General features: G+C 69.7%; 18 protein-coding genes. 13 read left to right on the top strand and 5 right to left on the bottom strand.

Features of this window, described 5'->3' with window-relative positions; translation table 11 throughout:
• Positions 1 to 128: 128 nt before the first annotated feature.
• From murA to AB0305_RS06545, 4 genes are read left to right on the top strand one after another with little or no spacing between them, the layout of a single operon-like run.
• Complete coding sequence (gene murA, locus AB0305_RS06560) at positions 129 to 1454, top strand: UDP-N-acetylglucosamine 1-carboxyvinyltransferase (RefSeq protein WP_290257501.1); 1326 nt, start codon at positions 129 to 131, stop codon at positions 1452 to 1454.
• A gap of 8 nt (positions 1455 to 1462) precedes the next feature.
• A complete protein-coding gene (locus tag AB0305_RS06555) occupies positions 1463 to 2287 on the top strand; it encodes a lysophospholipid acyltransferase family protein (protein ID WP_364134939.1) in 825 nt (274 codons plus the stop codon).
• Positions 2284 to 3342 carry an NAD(P)H-dependent glycerol-3-phosphate dehydrogenase gene (locus AB0305_RS06550; protein WP_364134942.1) on the top strand — a complete coding sequence of 353 codons (1059 nt, stop codon included), beginning with the start codon at positions 2284 to 2286 and terminating at the stop codon, positions 3340 to 3342. The genes AB0305_RS06555 and AB0305_RS06550 overlap by 4 nt, the downstream gene beginning before the upstream one ends.
• Before the next feature lie 32 nt (positions 3343 to 3374).
• Entirely contained in the window at positions 3375 to 4523 is a 1149-nt protein-coding gene (locus AB0305_RS06545) for a D-alanine--D-alanine ligase family protein (protein ID WP_364135782.1), read from the top strand.
• A gap of 27 nt (positions 4524 to 4550) precedes the next feature.
• Here the strand turns inward: AB0305_RS06545 and AB0305_RS06540 are convergent, their stop codons facing one another.
• A complete protein-coding gene (locus AB0305_RS06540; protein WP_364134945.1) occupies positions 4551 to 5054 on the bottom strand; it encodes a DUF3515 domain-containing protein in 504 nt (167 codons plus the stop codon).
• 71 nt (positions 5055 to 5125) lie between these two features.
• On the opposite strand from AB0305_RS06540, the gene AB0305_RS06535 reads away from it, so the two are divergent.
• Genes AB0305_RS06535 through rsmD form a run of 4 tightly spaced genes read left to right on the top strand, consistent with a single transcriptional unit; the run spans position 5126 to position 10119 of the window.
• On the top strand, positions 5126 to 6157 hold the full coding sequence (locus AB0305_RS06535) for a thiamine-phosphate kinase (protein WP_364134948.1): 1032 nt from the start codon (positions 5126 to 5128) through the stop codon (positions 6155 to 6157).
• 22 nt (positions 6158 to 6179) lie between these two features.
• A complete protein-coding gene (locus AB0305_RS06530) occupies positions 6180 to 7247 on the top strand; it encodes a DAK2 domain-containing protein (protein WP_364135785.1) in 1068 nt (355 codons plus the stop codon).
• On the top strand, positions 7237 to 9498 hold the full coding sequence (locus AB0305_RS06525; protein WP_364134951.1) for an ATP-dependent DNA helicase RecG: 2262 nt from the start codon (positions 7237 to 7239) through the stop codon (positions 9496 to 9498). The genes AB0305_RS06530 and AB0305_RS06525 overlap by 11 nt, the downstream gene beginning before the upstream one ends.
• A gap of 18 nt (positions 9499 to 9516) precedes the next feature.
• On the top strand, positions 9517 to 10119 hold the full coding sequence (gene rsmD, locus AB0305_RS06520) for a 16S rRNA (guanine(966)-N(2))-methyltransferase RsmD (protein ID WP_364134954.1): 603 nt from the start codon (positions 9517 to 9519) through the stop codon (positions 10117 to 10119).
• A 3-nt stretch (positions 10120 to 10122) separates the two neighbouring features.
• On the opposite strand, the gene AB0305_RS06515 is transcribed toward rsmD, so the two are convergent.
• A complete protein-coding gene (locus tag AB0305_RS06515; protein WP_364134957.1) occupies positions 10123 to 11100 on the bottom strand; it encodes an ABC transporter substrate-binding protein in 978 nt (325 codons plus the stop codon).
• Positions 11101 to 11330: 230 nt separating this feature from the next.
• Here AB0305_RS06515 and AB0305_RS06510 point away from each other — a divergent pair, with 230 nt between their 5' ends.
• The gene (locus tag AB0305_RS06510) at positions 11331 to 11816 is read left to right on the top strand and encodes a MarR family winged helix-turn-helix transcriptional regulator (RefSeq protein ID WP_290257511.1); all 486 of its coding nucleotides are present in this window, start codon (positions 11331 to 11333) and stop codon (positions 11814 to 11816) included.
• 28 nt (positions 11817 to 11844) lie between these two features.
• On the opposite strand, the gene AB0305_RS06505 is transcribed toward AB0305_RS06510, so the two are convergent.
• From AB0305_RS06505 to AB0305_RS06495, 3 genes are all read right to left on the bottom strand, one after another.
• Positions 11845 to 12633, bottom strand: coding sequence for a fused MFS/spermidine synthase (locus AB0305_RS06505; RefSeq protein ID WP_364134961.1), 789 nt, complete (start codon positions 12631 to 12633; stop codon positions 11845 to 11847).
• A complete protein-coding gene (locus AB0305_RS06500) occupies positions 12630 to 13742 on the bottom strand; it encodes an aminotransferase class I/II-fold pyridoxal phosphate-dependent enzyme (RefSeq protein ID WP_364135787.1) in 1113 nt (370 codons plus the stop codon). Before AB0305_RS06500 ends, AB0305_RS06505 begins: the two co-directional genes overlap by 4 nt.
• Positions 13743 to 13837: 95 nt before the next feature.
• Positions 13838 to 14758, bottom strand: a complete 921-nt coding sequence (locus tag AB0305_RS06495) for an SDR family NAD(P)-dependent oxidoreductase (RefSeq protein ID WP_364134964.1) — start codon at positions 14756 to 14758, stop codon at positions 13838 to 13840.
• 48 nt (positions 14759 to 14806) lie between these two features.
• Here AB0305_RS06495 and coaD point away from each other — a divergent pair, with 48 nt between their 5' ends.
• The 4 genes from coaD (at position 14807) to rnc (ending at position 16905) form a co-directional block, all read left to right on the top strand.
• Positions 14807 to 15286 carry a pantetheine-phosphate adenylyltransferase gene (gene coaD, locus AB0305_RS06490; protein WP_290257515.1) on the top strand — a complete coding sequence of 160 codons (480 nt, stop codon included), beginning with the start codon at positions 14807 to 14809 and terminating at the stop codon, positions 15284 to 15286.
• Positions 15287 to 15369: 83 nt separating this feature from the next.
• Positions 15370 to 15894 carry a DUF177 domain-containing protein gene (locus tag AB0305_RS06485; protein WP_364135790.1) on the top strand — a complete coding sequence of 175 codons (525 nt, stop codon included), beginning with the start codon at positions 15370 to 15372 and terminating at the stop codon, positions 15892 to 15894.
• 36 nt (positions 15895 to 15930) lie between these two features.
• Positions 15931 to 16134, top strand: a complete 204-nt coding sequence (gene rpmF, locus AB0305_RS06480; RefSeq protein ID WP_056738282.1) for a 50S ribosomal protein L32 — start codon at positions 15931 to 15933, stop codon at positions 16132 to 16134.
• Between the two features lie 21 nt (positions 16135 to 16155).
• Positions 16156 to 16905 carry a ribonuclease III gene (gene rnc, locus AB0305_RS06475; protein WP_364134969.1) on the top strand — a complete coding sequence of 250 codons (750 nt, stop codon included), beginning with the start codon at positions 16156 to 16158 and terminating at the stop codon, positions 16903 to 16905.
• The last annotated feature ends 1 nt before the right edge of the window (position 16906 follow it).

Raw genomic sequence — 16906 nt, 5'->3', positions numbered from 1 at the left:
ACTGCCCATCGGGCCGGGACGTGGCGCCGCCGAACCGTGCCGTATTTCAGATCGGTAACGCGACCTCCTACACTTAGCGGGAGCCTTTGTAAGGATTTGGGGGCGAGTAGTCGTGAGGAAACTGGTAAATGAGTAGTGTTCTGACAATCCGCGGAGGCGTCCCGCTGACCGGCCGCGTCACCGTCCGTGGGGCCAAGAATCTTGTCCCCAAGGCGATGGTGGCCGCCCTGCTCGGCAACGAGCCGTCCGTGCTGCGCAACGTCCCGGAGATCAAGGACGTTGAGGTTGTCACCAGCCTGCTCCAGCTGCACGGCGTCACCGTGGACAAGGACCCGGTCACCGGGGACCTGACCCTGGATCCGACCAACGCCAAGACGGCCTCCCACACCGCCATCGACGCCCACGCCGGTGACTCGCGCATCCCGATCCTGCTCTGCGGGCCGCTGATCCACGCGATCGGCGAGGCCTTCATCCCGGACCTGGGCGGCTGCAAGATCGGCGACCGCCCGATCGACTACCACCTGAACGTGCTCCGCCAGTTCGGCGCCGTCGTCGAGAAGCGCCCGGGCGGCATCCACATCTCCGCCCCTAACGGCCTCAAGGGTGCCAAGATCGCCCTGCCCTACCCGTCCGTCGGCGCCACCGAGCAGGTCCTGCTCAGCGCCACCCGGGCCGAGGGCATCACCGAACTCTCCGGCGCGGCCACCGAGCCGGAAATCGTGGACCTGATCGCCGTGCTGCAGAAGATGGGCGCCATCATCAGCGTCCAGACGGACCGCACGATCCGGATCGAGGGTGTCCAAGACCTCGGTGGTTATAACCACCGCGCCCTCTCCGACCGCAACGAATCCGCCTCCTGGGCCTCCGCCGCCCTCGTCACCCGCGGCGACATCTTCGTCGAGGGGGCCACCCAGCGGGACATGATGACCTTCCTCAACACCTACCGCAAGGTGGGCGGCGGCATGGACATTGGCGACGACGGCATCCGTTTCTACCACCCGGGCGGCAAGCTCAGCCCGCTGGTCCTCGAGACCGACGTCCACCCCGGCTTCATGACCGACTGGCAGCAGCCGCTGATCGTCGCGCTCACCCAGGCCGAGGGCGTCTCGATCGTGCACGAAACCGTCTACGAGAACCGCTTCGGCTTCACCGAGGCACTCGTGCGCATGGGCGCCAACATCCAGGTGCACCGCGAATGCCTGGGCAGCGTCCCGTGCCGCTTCGGCCAGCGCAACTTCCTGCACTCCGCCGTCATCTCCGGCCCCACGCAGCTCAAGGGCACCGACATCGACGTTCCCGACCTGCGCGGCGGCTTCAGCCACCTGATCGCGGCACTGGCCGCCACCGGCACCTCCCGCGTCACCGGCATCGACATCATCAACCGCGGCTACGAGCGCTTCACCGAAAAGCTCGCCGGCCTGGGCGCCGATTTCGATATCACCTCGGCCGGGTAGCGGACCCGATGAAAGAAACGGCCACAAGCCAGACCACCTTCGTGATCGTCGCCGGAATCGTCCGGCCCATCATGAACCTGCTGATGCGGAAGAAGTGGGAAGGCCTGGAGAAGCTGCCCGCCGGCGGCTTCATCGCAGCGCCCAATCACTGCACAGAGATCGATCCGCTGGTGATCGGGCACATGCTCTACAACCAGAAGCGCATGCCGCACTTCCTGGCCAAGGGCAGCCTGTTCAAGGTTCCGGTGGTGGGCGCGGTGCTCCGCAACACCAAGCAGATTCCGGTGGAACGCTCGACGGCGGGCGCCAACCAGTCCCTCCAGGTGGCCCGGGAAGTGGTCAACGAGGGCGGCGCCATCATCATCTACCCCGAGGGCACGCTCACCCGTGACCCGGAGCTTTGGCCGATGAAGGGGCACACCGGGGCCGCCCGGATGGCCCTCGAGTCCGGCATCCCCGTGGTCCCCATGGCCCACTGGGGCGCCCACGAGGTGTTTCCCCGCTACGCCAAGCGGTTCCACGTCTTCCCGCGCAAGACCTCCCGCGTCCTGGTCGGCGATCCCGTGGATCTCAGCGCGTTCGAGGGCCGGCCGCTGGACCGCGCCACGCTGACCGAGGCCACAGAGGTCATCATGGACGCCATCACAGAACTGCTGGCCACCCTGCGCGGCGGCCAGCCGCCGCTGGTCCGCTGGGACCCCTCGGCGCACAACCAAAGCACCCACGGCCGGTTCGTCGAACGCGGCGGTGCCGGCCCCTCCACTACCGGCCCCTCCACCACGGCTACCGACGGCGGCGCCCCTGGAACTGCTAACGACGGCGGCACCGCGTGACGGCGGAGCACGCGCGCAGCTGGGAGGGTTCGGCCCGGCGGGTCGCCGTCCTCGGCGCCGGCTCCTGGGGGACCACCTTCGCCAAGGTCGTCGCCGACGCGGCCACGGCCTCCGGCGTGGACCGCACCATCCGGATCTGGGGCCGCCGGGCCGACGTCGTCAACCAGATCAACGCCGAACACCGCAACGAGCAGTACCTCAAGGGCATCCTGCTGCCGGACAGCATCACCGCCTCCACCGACGTCGCCGAGGTCCTGGACGGCGCCGACTTGGTGATCCTCGCCGTTCCGGCGCAGACCCTGCGGCCGCAGCTTCGCGACTGGAAGAACCTGATCGCGCCCGATGCGCTCGTGGTATCCCTGATGAAGGGACTGGAACTGCACACCGATTCCCGGATGAGTGAGGTCATCCGCGAGGAACTCGACCTGCCGGCCGGCCGCGTCGCCGTCGTCTCCGGCCCCAACCTGGCGATGGAAATCGCCCGGGAGGAACCCACGGCGTCCGTGGTTGCCTGCTCCGAATCCGGCCCCGCAGGGTGGATGGCCCGCAGCTGCACCGCACCCTACTTCCGGCCCTACACCACCTCGGACGTGGTCGGCGTCGAAATCGGCGGCATCGTCAAGAACATCATCGCCCTGGCCGTCGGCATCTGCGAGGGCAAGCAGATGGGCGACAACACCAAGGCCTCCGTCATTACCCGCGGCCTCGCCGAGACCTCCCGCCTGACCCTGGCCCTGGGCGGGGAGGCCCGTACCATGGCCGGGCTCGCCGGGCTGGGCGACCTGGTGGCCACCTGCTCCTCGGCCCTGTCCCGCAACCACACCGCAGGCCGGCTGCTCGGCACCGGACTCACCCTGGACCAGGTCACCGCGGAGATGACGCAGACCGCCGAGGGCATCAAGTCCGCCCAGGCCGTCCACGAGCTCGCAGGAAAACTGGGCGTCGAGATGCCCATCACCGCCGCCGTCGTCGCCGTGCTGGCCGGAAAACTCCACGTAGACCAACTGGGACCGCTGCTGCTGTCCCGGGACCTGAAACCCGAAGGCGATTACTGACAGTGCCGGACAACACCCCGACCCCTGAAGCCCTGACCTCTGATGCCCTGACCTCGGACGCCCTGACCGGCTCCGCGCGGCCCCGCGTGGCCGTGCTCTTCGGTGGCCGCTCCAGCGAACACGCCGTCAGCTGCGTCACCGCTGCCGGCGTCCTGGGCGCGATCGACAAGGCCAAGTACGAGGTCATCCCGATCGGCATCGCCAAGACGGGCCAGTGGGTCCTGGCCTCCGGGGACACCCGGGACTGGTCCCTCTCCGCGTCCTCCCTCCCGGAGGTGGCGCCCTCGGAGCAGACCGTGACGCTGGCAGAGATCGGCGGCGAGCACCAGCTGATCGTGGCCGCCCCGAACCAGGTTCCGCAGGAACTCGGCTCCGTGGACGTGGTCTTCCCGCTGCTGCACGGCCCGTTCGGCGAGGATGGCACCATCCAGGGGCTGCTGGAGCTCTCGGACACCCGCTACGTGGGCGCCGGGGTCCTGGCCTCGGCCGTCGGCATGGACAAGCACTACATGAAGGTGGTCTTCGAGTCCGCCGGCCTGCGCGTGGGGCCCTACATCACCGTCACGGACCGGCAGTGGCTGACCGACCCGGAGAGCGTCCGCAAGCGCGTCGACGCCCTCGGCTTCCCGGTCTTCGTCAAGCCCGCCCGCGCGGGCTCGTCGATGGGAATCTCCAAGGTCGACTCACTGGACGGCCTGGACGCCGCGATCGAAACCGCCCGCGGGCACGACCCCAAGCTGGTGATCGAGGCCGGCATCGTGGGCCGCGAGATTGAGTGCGCCGTGCTCGAAGGTCGCGGAACGGACGCCCCGCGCACCTCCATGCCGGGCGAGATCTCGGTGGCCGGCGGCGGCCACGACTTCTACGACTTCAACGCCAAGTACGTCGAGGACGACGCCGCCTCGCTGAGCTGCCCGGCGGACCTGCCGGAAGAGGACATCGCCCGGGTCCGCGAGCTCGCCGCCGTGGCGTTCGACGCCGTCGGCGCCGAGGGCCTGAGCCGGGTGGATTTCTTCTACACCCCCGAGGGTGAACTGATCATCAACGAGATCAACACCCTGCCCGGCTTCACGCCCAAGAGCATGTACCCGCAGATGTGGAAGGCCTCCGGGCTGGATTACGCGGAACTGATCGACGAGCTCATCTACCTGGCCCTGCACCGCAAGACCGGCCTGCGCTAACAGCCCACACCCAAAACCTGCCCGCCGCTACTTGCCGGTGGGCAGGTTCTGCAGGTCCTGCTGGCCGACGCAGTTGCGGGTGGACCTCACCTTGCCGGCGGCGTTCGCCAGCTCCGCGAGGACCGTGGCGGAGCTGATCTTGTTGGGGTCCATCAGGATTTCGGTGGCGGGTTCGCGGCCGAACGTGGTCAAAGTCCACACCGGATCGCCCTCCTTGATGACCCAGTCCACGCCGTTGACGGTCACGCAGCGGTCCGTGGTGGGGCCGGGGACGTTCACGCCGCAGCGCAGCACCAGCAGCGAGGGATCCCCCCACGCGGCGGTGCCCTGGCTGTTGGTCTTGCGCAGCTTCGCGTCGCCGATCGAATCCGGCAGCGCCACCATCATGGGCGCGCACGCCGGGTTGGCCGCATCCTTGGCGGGGGCGACGTCGACGGCGGGGGAACAAGCGCTCAAGGCCAGCCCGGCAGCGGCGGCGGTGGCCAGGAAGCGGAGGGGGCGACGGGATCCGGACTGGCGGTGCTGCTGCATCCATCCAGCCTATCCCGGCCGGAGCGGGCGCCCGGACCGTCACTGTCTGACCCGGACGGTAGCGTAGGAACGTGCCTGACATCGTGAACACCACCCCGCTGACCGTGGCCGACCTCTCCGAGTCGCAGCTGCTGCAACGGATCTTTCCTCGCCTGAACGCCGGCGACGGCAACGTCCTGTTGCTGGGCCCCGGGGACGACGCCGCGATCGTCGCCGCCCCGGACGGCCGCACCGTGATCAGCATCGACACCCAGGTGGCGGACCAGGACTTCCGGCTGCAGTGGAACAACGGCTACCGGACCACCGGCTACGACGTCGGCTGGAAGGCCGCCGCGCAGAACCTCAGCGACATCAACGCCATGGGCGCCCGGGCCACCTCCCTGGTGGTCAGCCTGACCATGCCCCCGGAAACGACCGTGGGCTGGGTGGAGGACTTCGCGGACGGCATCAGCGCCGGCATCAGCGGACTCGGCGCCGGCGGCTGCGCGGTCGCCGGCGGGGACCTCGGCCGCGGACGCGAACTCTCCGTCTCCGTCGCCATCCTCGGCAGCCTCGACGGTCGCGCCCCCGTGCTGCGCTCCGGCGCCCGGCCCGGGGACACGCTCGCCCTCGCCGGCACCGTCGGGCACGCCGCAGCCGGCCTCGCCCTGCTCGAATCGGAGGTCCCGGTGGATCGCCTGACCCGGGAACAGCGCGCCCTGCTGGACACCCAGTGCCGGCCGCGGCCCCCGCTGGCCGCCGGGCCCTCCGCCCGCGACGCCGGGGCCACCGCGCTGATGGATATTTCCGACGGCCTGGTCCGCGACGGCGGCAGGATGGCAGAAGCCAGCGGCGCCGTCCTCGACCTGGACCCCGCCGCGCTGAAACAACTGGCCGCCCCGCTCCAGGACGCCGCCGCCCTCCTGGGGACGGACCCGCTGGACTGGGTCCTGGGCGGCGGGGAGGACCACGGGCTGCTGGCGGCCTTTCCCGCCGACGTTCAGCTGCCTCCCGGTTTCACTGCGATAGGCTCGGTAAAGGCCCGGGCAACGAATGACGGCCCGGCCGTGACCATAGCGGGCAAGCCCGCTGACACTGTGGGATGGGATCACTTTGCAGACTAAGATTGCCGCCAACGCGCAAGCGATGAAGCGGTGGTTGGGCAAGGCAGAAACGACGCTCGGAAACCACAGCGACCGCCTGAACGCCATCAACATCTTCCCGGTGGCCGACGGCGACACCGGCACCAACCTCTACCTCACCGTCCGTGCCGCCGCCCGCGCGCTGCAGGACATCGCCACGGACACCTCCGCCCTCCCGCAGCTGCCCGCCGGCGGCCAGCCATTCGCCGTGCCCGCCCCGGACCCGGCCCAGCACGACGTCGGGGCGCTCCTGGCCCGCGCCGGCCAGGCCGCCATCGAGCAGGCCCGCGGCAACTCCGGGACCCTGTTTGCCGTCTTCCTCTGCGCCGTCGCCGAGCCGCTGGCCGGCCACCCGCGGATGAGCTCCCCGTTGCTTGCCGCCGCCCTGAACCGCGCCCAGCTCCGGGCCTGGTCCGCGCTGAGCGACCCCGTTCCCGGAACCATGCTCTCGGTCATGGAGGCCGCCGCCCGCGCCGTGGCCGCCGTCGACGCCGAACACGGCGGGGACGACAGCAACCACACCCTGGGCCTGGCCCTGGACGCCGCCGTCGAGGCCGCGCTGGGCGCCGTCGTCCGCACCGAGGATCAACTCGAGGCACTGCACACCGCCAAGGTGGTGGACGCCGGCGGCGTGGGCATGCTGCTGGTCCTCGACTGCCTCCGCTCGGCCGTGCTGGGGGAGGAGCTCCAGGAGGCCCTGCTGGACGGACTGCACGGCTACGACGTGCAGGACCCCCACATCCACGCCGACATGCCGCGGGACGAGGGCGTGGAGGTCATGTGCACCATCTCGCTCTCCCCGCTGGACGCGGCCACCATGCGGCAGCGGCTGGACGAGATCGGCGAGTCGGTGATCATGAGCCAGGTGGGCAAGGACGCCGACGCCGAGGGTGCATACCGCTGGCGGGTCCACGTGCACGTCCCCGACGCGGCGCCCGCCGTCGCGCTCATCCGTTCCCTCGGCGAGCCCACCGAGACCAGCATCAGCGACCTCGCCGTCCCGCGGGACCCCGCGGAGGCGGCCGTTCCCGGCGCCGCCGGCAGCACGGACCCCGACGGACATGTCCGCTGAGCTGAACCTCGCCCTGGACCGCCGGATCGGGAAGCGGTCCGCCGCCGTCATCGAGAAGCACCTCGGCATCACCACCGTCGGCGGCCTGCTGAACTACTTCCCGCGCCGCTACGTCACCCGCGGCGAGCTGACCCCCATCAGCGAGGTCCCGCTCGATGAGGAAGTCACGCTGATCGCCCGGGTGCTCTCCAACAGCACCCGGCAGATGCGCGCCCGCCGCGGCTCCATCACCGACGTCGTGATCTCCGACGACGCCGGCCCGGCGGGCGCGAACGGTTCCGCGCCCCGGGCCGGGACGGCGCAGCCCGGCACGCTCAAGGTCAGCTTCTTCAACGGCTTCAGGGCCCGGGCGGAGCTGCAGCCGGGTGTCCGCGCGCTCTTCTCCGGCAAGATCACCCGCTACGGCGGGAGCCTGGGCCTGACCAACCCCGACTTCCAGCTCCTGGACGAGGACCCGGACGTGCCGGGCATGGACCCGGAGAAGCTCGCGGCCATGCCCATCCCGGTGTACCCGGCCACGGCCAAGCTGACCAGCTGGTCCATCCAGAAGGTCATCGCCACGCTGCTGGAGACCGCGGACCTGGCCGAGCTGCCGGACCCGCTGCCCGCCGCCGTCTCCGCCCGGGAAAAGTTCCTGCCGGTCGCCGAGGCCTACCGGCTGATCCACGCCCCGGAGGTCCACGCCGACTGGCGCCGCGCCCGGGACCGCTTCCGCTACCAGGAGGCCCTGGTGCTGCAGTCCGCCCTCGCCAGGCGCCGCTCCCAGCTGGCGGCCGAGGAGGCCACCGCACGCCGCCCCGTGGCGGAGGGGTTGCTGACCGCCTTCGACCGGCAGCTGCCGTTCACCCTGACCGCCGGCCAGGCCGCCGTCGGGAAGACCCTCGCCGCGGAACTGGCCGCGGACTCACCGATGAACCGGCTGCTGCAGGGCGAGGTGGGCTCCGGCAAGACGATCGTGGCCCTGCGCGCCATGCTGCAGGTGGTGGACGCCGGCGGCCAGGCCGCGCTGCTGGCCCCCACCGAGGTCCTCGCCGCCCAGCACTTCGAGTCGATCCGGCGGACCCTGGGCCCGCTCTCGCGCGACGGGCTGCTGGGCGGCTTCGGCCCCGACTCGGTGCAGGTGACGCTGCTGACCGGCTCCATGCCCACCGCCGCCCGCCGGCAGGCGATGCTGGACGCCGCTTCCGGCACCGCCGGCATCGTGATCGGCACCCACGCGCTGCTGAGCGAGAACGTCTCCTTCTACGACCTCGGCCTGATCGTGGTGGACGAACAGCACCGCTTCGGCGTCGAACAACGCGACGTGCTCCGCTCCAAGGCCAGCAAACCCCCGCACCTGCTGGTCATGACCGCCACACCCATCCCGCGCACCGTAGCCATGACTGTCTTCGGTGACCTGGAGACCTCCGTGCTGGACGAGCTGCCGGCGGGCCGCGCCCCGATCTCCACCCACGTGGTGGGACTGGCCGAACACCCGGCCTGGGCGCAGCGGATCTGGTCCCGGTCCCGCGAGGAGATCGACGCCGGGCACCAGGTCTACGTCGTCTGCCCCAAGATCGGCGATGACGACGACGGCGACTTCAGCCCCGGCGAGGCCGAACCCAGCGACGCGGACCTGGCCGGCGGCGGCGCCCGGGAGCTAGCGTCCGTCACCGGCGTCGTCGAACTGCTGCGGGACGAACCGGCCCTCGCCGGGGTGCCGGTGTCGCCGTTGCACGGCCGGCAGGACCCGGGGCTGAAGTCCGACACCATGGCCGCGTTCACCGCCAACCGGACCAAGCTCCTGGTCTCCACCACCGTGATCGAGGTGGGCGTGGACGTGCACAACGCCACCCTCATGGTGATCCTGGACGCGGACCGCTTCGGCATCTCCCAGCTGCACCAGCTCCGCGGCCGGGTGGGCCGCGGCGGCCTGCCCGGGACCTGCCTGCTGGTGACCACCCTGGAGCCGGGCCACCCCAGCCGGCGGCGCCTCGAGGCCGTGGCGTCCACCACCGACGGGTTCGAACTCTCCCAGGAGGACCTCAAGCTCCGCCGCGAGGGTGACATCCTGGGCGCGTCCCAGTCCGGCGGCCGGTCCACCCTGAAGCTGCTGCGGGTCCTCGAGCACGAGGACGTCATTGCCCGGGCCCGGCAGGACGCGCAGGCGATCATCGGCGGGGACCCGGGGCTGGCCCGCCACGCGGCGCTGGCCGCCGCCATCGACGATTATTTGAACCCCGAGAAGGAGGCGTTCCTTGAACGCGGTTAGTACTGAGGAGAGCCGCCCGTGAGCCGGATCATCGCCGGCGCGGCCGGCGGCACCACCCTGGCCGGGGTCCCGGGCTCCCTGACCCGGCCCACCACGGACCGGGTCAAGGAGGCGCTGTTCTCCCGGCTGGACGCGTTCGAAGTGATCTCCGACGCCCGCGTGCTGGACCTCTACGCCGGCTCGGGCTCCCTCGGCGTCGAAAGCGCCAGCCGTGGTGCCGCCGGCGTGGACCTGGTGGAGTTCGCGGCCAAGGCCTCCGAGGTCTGCCAGCGCAACGCGGACCTGATCAACACCGCGTTGCGGCGCAAGGTGGTCTCGGTGCACCGCTCCAAGGTTGAATCGTTCCTGGAACGGGCGGGGGAGGGAACCCGCTGGGACCTGGTGTTCCTGGACCCGCCCTACCCGCTCGAGGAGGACGCCCTGGCCGCCGTGCTGGCCAAGCTCCTGCCGCTCCTGGCCGAGGGCGCCGTCGTCGTGGTCGAACGCTCCGCCCGCACGCCGGAACCGTCCTGGCCCGAGGGGCTGGAACGGTTCGCGGAGAAGAAATATGGCGAGACCAGGCTCTGGTTCGCCGAGCCCGGCGTGCCGACGGAGGAGACCGCCGGCGACGCCGGGGAGTAGCCCCTACTTCAGGATGGTGCCGGGGACGTCCGGCTCCGAGGGAACGATCTTGTACTTGGCCATCAGCGCACCAAGCTTGGTCAGCGTCGGCTCGTCCACGGCGCCGTCGAACTTCTCCAGGCGCAGGGTCTTGGCGACGTTTTCCGGCATCTTCATGAACGCCGGCAGCAGCGCCCGGACCTTGTCGGGGTTGCTCTGGGCCATGCTGAGCGTCTCCGTCATGGCGGCCTTGAAGTCCTTGACCACCTCGGGGTTCTGCTGGGCGTAGTTGCCGCTGGTGAACGTCACCATGGTGGGGAGCCCGGGCAGCGCGGCCTGGTTGTTGTAGGTGACCAGCTTGTTGCCGTCCGCCAGCAGCTTGGACAGGAACGGCTCCGGGACCCAGACGGCGTCCACGTTGCCCTGCGCCAGCTGAGCGCCCATGTCCTGGAAGGGCAGTTCGAGGAACTGTACCGCGTTCGGATCGCCGCCCTGCTGGGAGACGACCTCCTTGATGGTCAGGTCGCCCTGGGCGTTGATGGTGTTGACGGCGACCTTTTTCCCGGCGAGGTCCTTGGCGGAGGTGATGCCGGAATTGGCCTTCGCGACCACGCCGTTGATGTCCTCGCCGGTGGCCAGGGAGTTGGAGTACCCGGTGACGATCTTCATGTCCAGGCCCTTGTTCTTGGCCAGGAGAACGGACAGCGGGTTGCCGACGGAGAAGTTCATGGTGCCGGTGGAGACGGCGGGAAGCATCGCCGCGCCGCCCTGCCCGCTCTGCAGCTCGACCTTGAGCTTGTGCTTGGCGAAGATGCCCTCGTCGATGCCCATCTGCACGGCAGCGGACGGCGCGATCGAAATCACGCCGACGCTGATGCTGCGGAGACCGTCCGCCCCTGCGGCAGGCGCCGCGGATCCGGTGCCGGACGGGGATCCTCCGCCGCAGGCCGTCAGGAGCACCGCGGCGGCAACGCCGACGGCGGCAAAGGTCAGTCTCTTCATAACAGTCCACTTCCTTGGGGTAAGTTATCCGGCCTTCGGAGCCCGCACGGCCGCTAACCGCCTTTCCGGCGGGCCCCGGATTACATAAATGACAACCCACATAATTGATAAAGTCAATCATTATTTTTCCAACGATCTCTGTGCGCGCCGCCGGAGGACCGCGGCAGGGGCCGCGGGTAATGTTGCTGCTGTCATGCGCCCCGCGCACCCGCCAAGAACTGCGAGGATTTGTGGCCGCACCACTCACGCCGGACCCGGACCAGGGGGAAGGCTCCGCCGCCGTTCCGGACCGCCTGCTGGCCAGCGAGCTGGCCGGCGAGATCGAGTTTCTGGCCGCCCGCGCCCGCTCGGTGGGCATCGGCCACGCCAACGCGCTGCTGGCGCCACTGGAGCTGAAGGTGCGTTCCTACTCCGTGCTGGCCCTGGCCTGCAGCGGCACCGACCCCTCGCAGCGGGAGCTCTCCGGCTTCCTGCGCCTGGACCCCAGCCAGATCGTCTCGCTGGTGGATGCGCTGGAGGCCCGCGGCTTGGTGGAACGCGCCGCCGACCCGCGGGACCGGCGGTCCAAGGTCATCCGGGCCACCGCCGCCGGCCGGGACCTGTACGGCCGGGCCGCGGGGGCGGTGCGGGACGCCGAGAACACGTCCCTGGCCGCACTCAGCGGCGCCGAGCGGGACCAGCTGAGGGAGCTGTTGCGGAAGATCGCCTTCGGCTGAGCAGCCGGGTTCTGCGGTCCCAGGCCCCTTACGCTTCCGCGATCGCGTCCAGCTCGACGCCGGTGAGCACCTTCGCCGGGTGCGGCCCGCGGGCGGTGAGCGCGGCCGTCCACTGCACCGGCCAGGGGCCCTGCGTGCCGGCAAGGATGATGTTGCCGGGGTAGCGGCCGGAGAACAGGCCGGACTCGGCGAACGCGGCGACGTCCGCCATGGCCCGGCGGAGCGCGGCCACCTGGCTGTGGACCAGGGTCAGGCCCGGCTCGTCGCCGACGTTGACCACCAGCACCCCGCGCGGCGTGAGGCGGGCGGCCGCCTCCCGGTAGAACTCCGTGCAGGCGATGTGGGCGGGCGCCTCGGAGCCGGAGAAGATGTCCAGAATGACGACGTCGAAGCGCAGCTCCGGCGGCAGGGTTGCCAGGGACTCCCGGGCGTCGCCGATGACCGTGTGCAGTTCTGTGCCCTCCGGCATGGGCAGCCGCTCCAGCACGAAGTCCAGCAGTTCGCGTTCGAGTTCCACCGCGTACTGCACCGACCCGGGCCGGGTCGCCTGGATGTAGCGGGCCAGGGTGAGGGCGCCGGCGCCCAGGTGCAGGGCGGTGACGGGTTCGCCCCACGGCGCGGCGAGGTCGACGATGTGCCCGATCCGCCGCAGGTACTCGTAGAAGATGTCGTCCGGTTCGGCGAGGTTGACGTGCGACTGTTCGGCGCCGCCGATGCTGAGGATGTAGCCGCCGTCGGTGAACTCGTCCCGTTCGATCGCGGCGTGCTGGCCGGTGGTGCGCAGGAACCGCGAGCCCTCCGGGGACCGGGCGCTCACAGCCGGTCCCGCAGATTCGCCAGGCGCTCCGCGGCCTCGGCGAGAACCGACGTCCGCTTACAGAACGCGAAGCGGAGCAGGCTGCGGGTCCGTTCGGCGCCCTCGGCGTGGCAGAACACCGGGACCGGGATCGCGGCGACGCCCACCAGCTCAGGCAGCCGCCGCGCCAGGTCCAGGGCGTCCGTGATGCCCAGCGGCGCGGTGTCCACGTTGACGAAGTAGGTGCCCTGCGGGGTGAAGACATCGAAGCCGGCGGCCCGCAGCCCCTCGCTGAGGATGTCCCGCTTCAGCCGCAGGGTGTCCGCGATGCCCGCATAGAACTCGTCCGGCAGGCCGAGCCCCAGGGCGATCGCACTCTGGAACGGGGTGCCGGAGCTGTAGCTGAGGAACTGCTTGACCGTGCGCACGGCCGAGATCAGCTGCTCCGGGCCGGAGATCCAGCCGATCTTCCAGCCGGTAAAGGAGAAGGTCTTGCCGGCGGACGAAATGGTCAGGGTGCGGTCCGCGGCGCCGGGCAACCCGGCGACGGGAAGGTGCGCGGGGCCGAAGGTGAGGTGTTCGTAGACCTCGTCGGTGACGATCACGGCGTCGTGCCGGCGGGCGAGGGCGACGACGCGCTCCAGCACCTCCCGGGGGAAGACCGCCCCGGTGGGGTTGTGGGGGTTGTTCACCAGCACCACCTTGGTCCGGTCGCTGAAGGCGGCCTCCAGGGCGTCGAGGTCCGGCATGAAATCCGGGGCCAGTAGCGGCGCGGTGATATGTGTGGCGCCGGCGAGGCCGATGATCGCGCCGTAGGAGTCGTAGAACGGTTCGAAGGTGAGGACCTCATCGCCCGGGCCCACCAGGGCCAGGAGCGCGGCGGCGATGGCCTCCGTGGCGCCGGTGGTGACGATCACCTCGGTCTGCGGGTCCGGGGTCAGGCCGTAGAAGCGTTCCTGGTGCAGCGAGATGGCCTCGCGCAGCTCGATGATCCCCTTGCCCGGTGCGTACTGGTTGGCCCCGGCCGCGATGGCGGCCTTCGCGGCGTCCTTGATCTCGGCCGGGCCGTCCTCGTCCGGGAAGCCCTGGCCCAGGTTGATGGCGCCGGTGGAGAGCGCCAGGGTGGTCATTTCCTCGAAGATGGTGACGCCCAGGGTCCCGTCGGCGCCGAGCAGGTTCGCTCCGGTGGCCGTCCGCTGCCAGGGTGCCGGATTCGGGCCCTGCGTCACGGCGTGCCCGCCGTCGTGTCCGGTGACTGGTTGGCCGCCGTGCCGGCGGGGGTGGCGGTCCGGCCCGTGAACTTGTCCATGGTGGTGTAGATGCCGAAGATCCTGCCGCCCACGAAGTCCCAGGCGCGCACCGGCAGCAGCCCGCGCAGCACCTTGCCCAGCTGCGCCGTCGCCGGGGCGATCAGCTGCGGCCGGCCCTCCTGCATGGCATTCCAGGCGCGGTTGATGGCATCCCCGGGGGTCATCAGGGGCGTGAACAGCGGTCCGCGGGCGCCGGCGAACATGCCGGTGGAGATGTAGCTGGGGCAGAAGGTGGTGACCTTGAGGTGGTCGAAGCCCTGCTGCTCGAGTTCGAGCCGCAGCGAGTCGCTCCAGCCGATGACCGCCCACTTGGAGGCGGCATAGACGCTCATCCGCGGATTGGAGACGGTGCCGGCCGCGGAGGCGATGTTCAGGATGCGGCGGGGACGGCCGGCGTCGGACATCATCGCCGGCAGGAAGGCGTGGGCGACGTACATCGGGGCGAGGGCGTTGATGTCCATGGTCAAGGCAATGTCCCGTGCCGGGTCGTGCTCCCAGAACAGGGCGCCGCGGACAATCCCGGCGTTGTTGACCAGCAGGGTCAGGGGGCCCTCCGCGGCGGCCTCGGCGGCGGCGTCGGCGATTGCCTCCCGGCTGGCCAGGTCCACCTGGCGGACGACGGCGCGCGCACCCAGAGCGGTGACCTCCGCGGCGGTCGAGGCCAGGCCCGCGGCGTCGACGTCCCAGAGGATGACGACGGCGGCACCCTCCCCTGCAGCGCGCAGGGCGTACAGCCGGCCCATGCCCATTGCGGCACCGGTCACCAGGACCGTCCCTCCCGAAACGCTGAACGGCGCGGACACAGGCGCGGCAGAAGAACTCTTCGATGCTGACATGCCGCCATGCTATCCCGGCCCGCAAGCCCCATGCGGTAGGTTCGGAGGATGAGACGCGCGGTGTGCCCAGGCTCCTTCGACCCCATCCACAACGGCCACCTGGAGGTCATTGCACGGGCCGCGAGCCTGTTCGATGAGGTCATCGTCGCGGTCTCCACCAACTACGCCAAGAAGTACCGCTTCACCCTCGAGGAACGGATCGGCATGGCCCGGGAGACGCTGGCCTCGCTGCGCGGAATCGTGGTCGAGCCCGTGGGGGAGGGGTTGCTGGCCGAGTACTGCCGCCGGCGGGGTGCCTCCGCGATCGTCAAGGGGCTGCGTTCCTCCTCCGACTTTGACTACGAGCTGCCCATGGCCACCATGAACCGCCAGCTCACCGGCGTCGAGACGGTCTTCCTCCCCGCCGAGGGGCACTACCTGCACCTGTCCTCCACCCTGATCAAGGAAGTCCACACCCTCGGCGGCGACGTCTCGGAGTTCGTGCCGAAGTCGGTTCTGCGGCGTCTGGGGTCCGGCGGGGCGGTTTGAGTCCGCTCGAAGAATCAGGCTAAGATAGTACGTCGGTCATATGTTCTACAGGAGTTCTCATTAAGCGAGATGCAAGTTCGCCCCTGGCGTTCGACGTCAAGGACCTCGGACGCAGTCCGGGAAGCATGCGGACACTGAAAGAACATGTACCCGCGCCGGGTGATCTCGGCGTGGCGCTCATTGGTGTGCAGGAAGGTTCGGATGTCGAGCTGGATCTGCGCCTGGAGGCCGTACACGAAGGAATTCTGGTATCGGGCACCGCACACGTCGAAGTAACCGGCGAATGCGGTCGATGCCTGGATCCCCTTGCGTATGACCAAGAGGTCAATGTGCAAGAACTTTTCTTCTACGAGGATGCTGAATTCTCTGACGGAGAAGACGAAGAAGAGCAACGTCGAGTCGAGCACGATCTAATCGATCTTGAACCGGTGTTGCGGGACGCAGTTGTCACCATGCTGCCGTTCCAGCCGGTGTGCCGGGAAGACTGCCAGGGCCTCTGCTCCGAATGCGGAGTTCGCCTGGAAGACGAGCCGGGGCACCACCACGAGGTCCTGGATCCTCGCTGGGCTGCCCTAGCCGACCTGGCTAAGCCTGACCGGCAAAACTGATTTGTAAGTGTTGGACTAGAGAGAAATGAGTTAGCCGTGGCTGTTCCCAAGCGGAAAATGTCTCGCTCGAATACCCGCGCCCGCCGCTCCCAGTGGAAGGCAACCGCCCCCCACCTGGTGAAGACCGTGGAAAACGGCCAGGTTGTTTACAGCCTGCCGCACCAGGCAAAGGTCGTTACCGACTCGGCTGGCACCGCGCTGTTCCTTGAGTACAAGGGCCGCAAGGTCGCAGACGTCTAATCCGCCAACAGGCTGACTAAGATGTCTTCAACTGAAGAGCTTCTGAAGCGTCTCGGTGTCTCTATTGACGCCGGGACGCTTCGTCTTGCTCTCACCCATCGTTCCTACGCCTACGAAAACGGCGGCATCCCCACCAACGAGCGGCTCGAATTCCTGGGCGACTCGATCCTGGGGTTCTCGGTCACGGACGCGCTCTACCGTGACAACCCAGACCTTCCCGAGGGTGAACTGGCCAAGCGTCGCTCCGCCGTCGTCAGCACCCGGGCGCTGGCCGGCATCGGCCGCAGCATCAGCCTGGGTGACTACATCTACCTGGGCCAGGGCGAGAAGCTCACCCAAGGCAAGAACAAGGCCTCCATCCTCGCGGACACCATGGAGGCGCTGATCGGCGCCACCTACCTCTCCAATGACCTGGAGACAGCCCGGCAGCTGGTCATGCGCCTGGTGGGTCCGCTGCTGAAGGACGCCGCCGCCCTGGGCGCCGGCACCGACTGGAAGACCAGCATCCAGGAGCTCGCCGCCAGCCGGCAGCTCGGCACCATCAACTACGCGGTGGAGGGGTCCGGCCCGGACCACGCCCGGACCTTCGAGGCCGTGCTGCGCATCGGCGGCACCGACTACGGCACCGGCACCGGCAACTCCAAGAAGGAAGCGGAACAAGAAGCCGCCGCCGACGCGTGGCGCCGGCTGTCCGCCCCCGCGGAGTCCGACGGCGACGCCGCTGACGGCGCGGGCCGCCGCGATTCCGCCGCCGCCCCGGCCGGCAGCTAGG

The sequence above is a fragment of the Arthrobacter sp. NPDC080086 genome (assembly GCF_040702285.1).
This window is presented reverse-complemented; position numbering and strand designations above follow the sequence as displayed.

Coding starts and splice junctions, on each gene's coding strand:
- murA (WP_290257501.1), top strand. CDS start 129: ATGAGTAGTGTTCTGACAATCCGCGGAGGCGTCCCGCTGACCGGCCGC.
- AB0305_RS06555 (WP_364134939.1), top strand. CDS start 1,463: ATGAAAGAAACGGCCACAAGCCAGACCACCTTCGTGATCGTCGCCGGA.
- AB0305_RS06540 (WP_364134945.1), bottom strand. CDS start 5,054: ATGCAGCAGCACCGCCAGTCCGGATCCCGTCGCCCCCTCCGCTTCCTG.
- AB0305_RS06530 (WP_364135785.1), top strand. CDS start 6,180: ATGAAGCGGTGGTTGGGCAAGGCAGAAACGACGCTCGGAAACCACAGC.
- AB0305_RS06525 (WP_364134951.1), top strand. CDS start 7,237: ATGTCCGCTGAGCTGAACCTCGCCCTGGACCGCCGGATCGGGAAGCGG.
- AB0305_RS06515 (WP_364134957.1), bottom strand. CDS start 11,100: ATGAAGAGACTGACCTTTGCCGCCGTCGGCGTTGCCGCCGCGGTGCTC.
- AB0305_RS06500 (WP_364135787.1), bottom strand. CDS start 13,742: ATGACCACCCTGGCGCTCTCCACCGGCGCCATCAACCTGGGCCAGGGC.
- AB0305_RS06495 (WP_364134964.1), bottom strand. CDS start 14,758: ATGTCAGCATCGAAGAGTTCTTCTGCCGCGCCTGTGTCCGCGCCGTTC.
- coaD (WP_290257515.1), top strand. CDS start 14,807: ATGAGACGCGCGGTGTGCCCAGGCTCCTTCGACCCCATCCACAACGGC.
- rnc (WP_364134969.1), top strand. CDS start 16,156: ATGTCTTCAACTGAAGAGCTTCTGAAGCGTCTCGGTGTCTCTATTGAC.